Source organism: Sphingomonas sp. CCH9-F2 (genome assembly GCF_001556735.1).
GTDB classification, from domain to species: Bacteria; Pseudomonadota; Alphaproteobacteria; order Sphingomonadales; family Sphingomonadaceae; genus Sphingomonas; species Sphingomonas ginsenosidimutans.
In genome coordinates this window covers 1-6343 of sequence record NZ_LSJO01000362.1, presented here as the reverse complement: position 1 = coordinate 6343, position 6343 = coordinate 1, and the positions used below count along the sequence as shown (strand labels likewise).

Genomic DNA, 6343 nt, shown 5'->3' with positions numbered 1-6343 from the left:
GTCCCGGCTTTGCTGGTGGAGGCGCAGCGGCCTGAACCGCTCGCGAGGTTTGTCGATCTCGCCCCAGAGATAGTCGCCGGTGAGGCCGATATGCTCCCAGCCCAGAGGGGCGACGTGGGCGAGCAGCTCGTCGGGCACGTCGACGCCGCTGCCGCGCAGATGACGGACAGCTCGGTCGAGATAGACGGTGTTCCAGAGCGTCATGGCCGCGGTGACGAGGGTCAGGCCGGAGGCGCGATGGCGCTGGTTCTCGAAGGTGCGGTCGCGCAGTTCGCCGAGGCGGTTGAAGAAGATGGCGCGGGCGAGCGCGTTGCGGGCCTCGCCCTTGTTGAGAATGCTGCCGGTGCGACGACGCTGGTCGGGATCATCGAACCAGTCGAGCATGAACAGGGTGCGTTCGATCCGACCTATCTCCCGCAGCGCGCGGGCGACCGAGTTCTGACGCGGGAAGCCCGCCAGCTTGCGGAGCATGACCGAGGCGCTCACCGTGCCGGCGCGGATCGAGGCGGCAAGGCGCAGGGTTTCGTCCCAGTTCTCCTCGATCGCGCGGATCTTGACCGGACCGGCGACGAGCGGGCGCAGCGTCGGCCACGAGTCGAGCGGCGACAGGCTGTAGAGCCGGCGCTCGTTGAGGTCGCGGATGCGGGGCGCGAAGCGGAAGCCGAGCAGATGGCACAGGCCGAAGACATGATCGACCGCGCCGGCGGTATCGGTCGCATGTTCGCGGATGACCAGCTCGCTTTCATGGTCGAGCAGGCCGTCGAGGACATGCGCGGCCTCGCCGGCATTGGCGGCGATGACCTTGGTGTGGAACGGCGTGAAGCGGTCGGTGACGTGGGTGTAGAACAGCACGCCTGGTTCGGTGCCATAGCGGGCGTTGTGATCGGCGCGGGCCTCGCCCTGACCACCGGCACGAAAGAACTGCCCGTCCGACGACGATGTATCGCCCGGTCCCCAGACCGCCGCGAGCGGATGCGCGGTATGGCAATCGACGATCGCCGCCAGCGCCGACAGATAGGTTTCGTCGCGCACATGCCATTCCGCCGTCCAGCGCAGGCGAGACAACGTCAGCCCGCGCGAGCTTTCGGCCATGCGGCCCAGGCCGAGGTTGGTCGCATCGGCGAGGATCGCACCCATCAGCGCGGACTGGTCGGAGGCGGGGGCGCCGCTGCGCGCATGGACGAAACGGTCGGCGAATCCCGACCATGCGGCGACCTCGACCAGCAGATCGGTGATTCGGACGCGCGGCAGCATCGCGTAGAGCCGGGCCTTTAGCGCATCGGCATCGTCGGACGGGGATCGCCGGATCGACGATATGAGCAACTGCCCGCGTTCGATCGTCACATCGACCAGCTCGCCCGCTGCGGCTGCGCGCTCCACCTCCGTCATGCGCCGGGCCAACAGGGTGCGGCGTTCCTCGTACCATTTGGAAAAGTCGGTCGGCACAACCAGGCGCAGATCGCCGCTCGCGCGCATCGCTTCGAAGGCGGGCATGGGCAGCTGATAGTCGTCGAGCGTGCGATAGGCGCGGCTGCCGTCCACCCAGATGCTGCCCGAGCCGAGCCGCTCGCGCAGGTGGGCGATCACTGCGATCTCATAGGCGCGCCGGTCTATCGTCCCTTCCGCCGGCTGCACGACCTTGCGCCAGCGCGGCTTGATGAAGCTGGTCGGCACTCGCTTCGGCAGGACCGATCGACCGTCGCGGTACATCGTGCGCAGCACCTCGATCGCGCCGAGCAGCGGATCAGCCAACCGCGCGGTGCGGAAGGTGAAAGCGGCGAGAAACGTCGGGGCGAAACGCCGCACGGCGGGATAGCGTTCGACCACTTCTTCCAGCCCGTCATCGGCCGAGCGCGTCAGATCCTCGGCAAAGCGGATGCTGCGTTCGAGCTGATCCCAGCCCATCTTCGCGTCGATCGCGCGGAAGGCATCGCGCCCGCTCGCACGAGCATCTACCAGCAGGCGACCGAGCCGGGCATGGAAACGCGCGGTGTCCTTCAGCATCCGTGCCTGGCCGAGCAGCCGATCGGAGCGGGTGCGGTCGGCACGGCGGAACAGCGCGCCCACCATCTTCTCCACCATGACCAGCGCGGCGTCGGTCAACGTCGCTTCCATCTCGATCACGGAAGCTACGAGCATGGCGAGCCGGCGCGGACGTTCGAGACGCCGCAGGTGCTGGGCGGTGACGATGCCGGCGGTCCGCGCAATGACGGCATAGCGAGCAGCATGGATACGTCGTGCTCGATCAGCCGCGATCCCGATGCCGCGCACGGTGTCGAGCCGTTCGACGATTCCCTTCAGGTTCGCGGCCGATGGTGCTTCCGGCCATTCGCGTATCCATCCTAGCCGGGTGCGCCCATCATCGTCGGAGGCGATCATGTGTTCGAGTGCGGCTTCCTGTTCGGTCGAACAGTCGCGGATCAGATTGGAATGGGCCGCCTTGCGCGCCCGTGTCCGCACGATGAGGGCGAGCCGTTCCAGCGTCGATGTCGCCGGCAGTACGATCCGGTCCGCCCGCAAGCGATCGACCATGCCTGTGACGATCGTCTCACCTCTATCAGTCGAAGCGGCAATCTCCGATCCCAGCGCCAGCATCGCCCGTACATCCACCCGCGCGAAGGCGCGCAGACCGAGCAGAGCTTCGATCTCGGCCCGGTGTTCGCGCAATGTCGTGGGGCGCGTGGCATAGCCGGTGAAGTCGTCGGCTACGCACCCGATCTGATCGGCGAGCAGCGCGAGCATGGCGGCGGGCACCGCATCCCCCGTCAGTAGCCTGCGACCGGGATGACGCAGGTAGCAAAGCTGCACCGCATAGCCGAGCCGGTTCGCCCCGCGCCGACGTCGCGCCACCTGTGCCAGATCGTCGGGACCGAGCGTATAGAGCCGTTCGATCGTCGCGCGATCGGCAGGCGGGTCGAAGATCACAGCACGCTGCGCGGGCGACAGGATGGTCTTGGTCGGCATCGGCTTCCTGTTCGTCACGAAACAGGAAAGCGTACCCGTTCATGGAGCATAGACCAGAAGACGGGTTATGTGACATTATCGCGATTGATCGACGGGCAATGCCGCTCCGTCACGTGAACGGACGTATATGTGACAACGCAGATCGGTTACGCGCGGGTGTCCAAGGCGGACGGCAGCCAGGTCCACGACCTGCAGCACGACGCGCTGGTCGCGGCCGGCGTCGATCCCGAGCATATCTATGAGGATGCCGCATCGGGCCGGCTCGACAAGCGACCGGGACTGGACGCCTGCCTGAAGGCGCTGCGCCGCGACGACACGCTGGTCATCTGGAAACTCGATCGGCTCGGCCGCGATTTGCGCCACCTCGTCAATACGGTTGGTGATCTGACGAAGCGTGGCATCGGGTTGAAGGTGCTGGCGGGCGAAGGCGCGTCGATTGACACAACCACCGCCAACGGTCGGCTGATCTTCGCGATTTTCGCCGGCCTCGCCGAGTTCGAGCGAGAACTGATCGTCGAGCGCACGCGCGCCGGTCTGGAGTCCGCTCGGGCACGCGGTCGGCACGGCGGGCGTCCGTTCAAGATGACGCCGGCCAAACTGCGTCTCGCCCAGGCCGCGATGGGCAAACCGGAAACCAAGGTCGCGGAGCTATGCGCCGAACTCGGCGTGACGCGCCAAACACTCTACCGACACGTCACGCCGAAGGGCGAGATCAGGCCCGATGGTGAAAAGCTGTTGGCGCGAGGGCGCCGATAGCAGTCGGCTGAAGCTGCTCAGGTTCAGAGCGACGATGCCGTAACGTAGGTTCCTACCGCAATCACGACGGCGGCAAAGCCACGTTCGAGCAGCCCCTTACGGGTGCCGAGAACCTTGCCCAATGCAATACCGCCGATCGTTCCAGCGACGCCGCCCACGACCAGCATCGCGGTCACGCTCCAGTCGACCAGCCCCGACAGGGCGTAGGACAAGGCGGTGGTCAACCCCAGCGCGCTGACGACGACCAGCGACGTGCCGATCGCGAAGGGCAGCGGCATCGCGGTCGCGAGGATCAGCCCCGGCACGATCAGGAAGCCGCCCCCGATCCCGAAGAAGCCGGCGGCAAGCCCGACGCCCAGCCCGATCGGAACCAAGCGCGGCAGCAGCGTCGAGGCGCTATCGCGGGTCAGTCGCACGTCCGGCGCTTCCGCCGTGCGGCGCTTGCGCAACATCGACAAACCGACGCCAATCATCAGAAGCCCGAACAGGACAAGCAGTCGCTTGCCGTCGAACGCCTTGCCCAACTCCGCCCCCAGCGCCGCGCCGATCATTCCGGAGACGGCGAAGACACTGGCGCACCGCCATTTCACGCGGCCCGCTCGCGCATGGCCGACCAGGCTGGCAAGCGCATTGACGGTGACGGCGACAGCGGCCGTCCCGATCGCAGCGTGCGGTGATCCGACGCCGACAACATAGATCAGGAGTGGCACGGCGAGGATCGACCCGCCTCCGCCGACAAGGCCGAGGATCAGGCCAATCACGCCGCCCGATGCAAGCGCGGCAAGGGTGGCAGCGGTGTCCACGATCGCCTCAGGCTGTCGCGCGCCGGTTCCAGGGCATGACGCGCAGCAGGTTGGCCATGCCGCACCACCCCGTCACGCCCGCGAACATCAGCCCCGCCCCGACGAACGCCGACAGCCCGAAGAAGCCGGGAGCGACGAACGTGCCGAGCAGAACGCCGATCAGCACCAGCCCACCGGCGGTAATCTGCACCTGCCGCATGATTTCCAACGGCTGCGACCGATCGGCGACGGTGGGCTGTCCTGCCTGCCGCCACGCATCGATGCCGCCGCCCAGGATATAGGCCGGCGCGCCACCCGCTGCCGCGCCGAGCTGCGCCGCATTGGCGGCGGTGCGCATCCCGGACTTGCAGTGAAAGACGACCGGACGATCGTCGCGCGGGAGATCGCCGATCCGGTCGAGCGGCACGTTCATCGCGCCGGGAATGCGTTCGCGCGCATGCTCGTCGGCACCGCGAATGTCGATCAGGCGCGCACCGGCATCGATCGCGGCACGGGTATCGTCGGGAGAAAGGGTCGCGAGCGTCATCGCATCAATCCTTGCAGTAGAGCTGGTAGAGAGTGCCGAGCAGCGTTTCGACGCGGGCATCCGCGATGGCGTACCAGAGCGTCTGGCTCTCCCGCCGGTAGGTGACGAGACCCTCGTCGCGCATCCTGGCCAGGTGCTGCGAGCAGGCCGACTGCGACAAGCCGACATCACGGGCCAGATCGCCGACCGTCATCTCGCCATGCTCGACCAGCTTGCACAGCAGCATCAGCCGGCGAGCATTGCCGATCGCCTTCAGCGTGTCGGCGACCTGCCCGGCCTTCGCCTCGAATGTCGCCAGGTCCATCGGCGGTTTGAGCATCATCGCCACTCCATTAGGTGTTGCTTATGTAGCACCAGCTAATATATTAGCAAGCGCTAACGGAGAAAATCATGACTCAGCCCCTCATCGAGGCGTTTTTCGACGAGCCGACCAATACGATTAGCTACCTCGTCGGCGATCCCGCGACACGGACTGCGGCGGTGATCGATCCAGTCCTCGACTTCGACATGGCGAGCGGCGTCGCCGACACGCGCTCGGCCGAGCGGATCGTCGCCTTCGCCCGCGAGCAGGACTGGCGGATCGCGATGGTGCTGGAGACGCACGCTCATGCCGATCATCTGTCGGCCGCACCCTTCATCAAGGCGCATACAGGCGCATGGATCGGGATCGGCGCGCATATCCGCGACGTGCAGAAAATCTTCCGCCCCGTGTTCGCGATGGATGATCTGAAAACGGACGGCTCGGACTTCGACCGCCTGTTCGAGAATGGCGACCAGTTCGCGATCGGGGCGCTGGCGGTCGAGGTGCTGCATGTCCCCGGCCACACCCCGGCCGACGTGACCTATCTGATCGGCGATGCGGCGTTCGTCGGGGATACGCTGTTCATGCCCGACTATGGCACCGCCCGCGCCGACTTCCCGGGCGGGGATGCGCGGACGCTCTATCGCTCGATCCGCCGGCTATTGGCGCTGCCCGACGAGACGCGACTGTTCCTCTGCCACGACTACAAGGCACCGGGTCGCGACGACTATCGCTGGGAGACGACGGTGGGCGAGCAGCGACGGTCGAGCGTCCACGTCCATGACGGTGTGAATGAGGACGACTTCGTCGCCATGCGCGAGCAGCGTGACGCCGGGCTATCCGTGCCCAAGCTCCTGCTGCCCTCGATCCAGGTCAACATCCGCGCGGGCCATTTCGATCAGGCGGAGGCGAACGGTGTCACCTACTTGCGTATTCCGGTAAAATGGAAAGCCGGCCATCCGTGATGTCATACGATCGCTGACACGGCTTTGT

At 66.5% G+C, this 6343-nt stretch carries 6 protein-coding genes; 2 read left to right on the top strand and 4 right to left on the bottom strand.

The window, feature by feature from the left end:
• Positions 1-2964: Tn3 family transposase (locus AX685_RS10540; protein ID WP_066488359.1), on the bottom strand; the 2964-nt coding region annotated here is incomplete at its 3' end.
• A 129-nt stretch (positions 2965-3093) separates the two neighbouring features.
• On the opposite strand from AX685_RS10540, the gene AX685_RS10535 reads away from it, so the two are divergent.
• The gene (locus AX685_RS10535; protein WP_082052512.1) at positions 3094-3720 is read left to right on the top strand and encodes a recombinase family protein; all 627 of its coding nucleotides are present in this window, start codon (positions 3094-3096) and stop codon (positions 3718-3720) included.
• 23 nt (positions 3721-3743) lie between these two features.
• Here the strand turns inward: AX685_RS10535 and AX685_RS10530 are convergent, their stop codons facing one another.
• The 3 genes from AX685_RS10530 to AX685_RS10520 are packed head-to-tail and all read right to left on the bottom strand — an operon-like array spanning position 3744 to position 5371.
• Positions 3744-4523 (bottom strand): sulfite exporter TauE/SafE family protein, encoded by a 780-nt coding sequence (locus AX685_RS10530; RefSeq protein ID WP_042469177.1) that lies wholly within the window; start codon positions 4521-4523, stop codon positions 3744-3746.
• Positions 4524-4530: 7 nt separating this feature from the next.
• The gene (locus tag AX685_RS10525; RefSeq protein ID WP_042469176.1) at positions 4531-5049 is read right to left on the bottom strand and encodes a rhodanese family protein; all 519 of its coding nucleotides are present in this window, start codon (positions 5047-5049) and stop codon (positions 4531-4533) included.
• Between the two features lie 4 nt (positions 5050-5053).
• The gene (locus AX685_RS10520) at positions 5054-5371 is read right to left on the bottom strand and encodes an ArsR/SmtB family transcription factor (protein WP_042469298.1); all 318 of its coding nucleotides are present in this window, start codon (positions 5369-5371) and stop codon (positions 5054-5056) included.
• A 68-nt stretch (positions 5372-5439) separates the two neighbouring features.
• Between AX685_RS10520 and AX685_RS10515 the strand changes: the two genes are divergently transcribed.
• Positions 5440-6315, top strand: a complete 876-nt coding sequence (locus tag AX685_RS10515; protein ID WP_061780293.1) for an MBL fold metallo-hydrolase — start codon at positions 5440-5442, stop codon at positions 6313-6315.
• Positions 6316-6343: the final 28 nt, after the last annotated feature.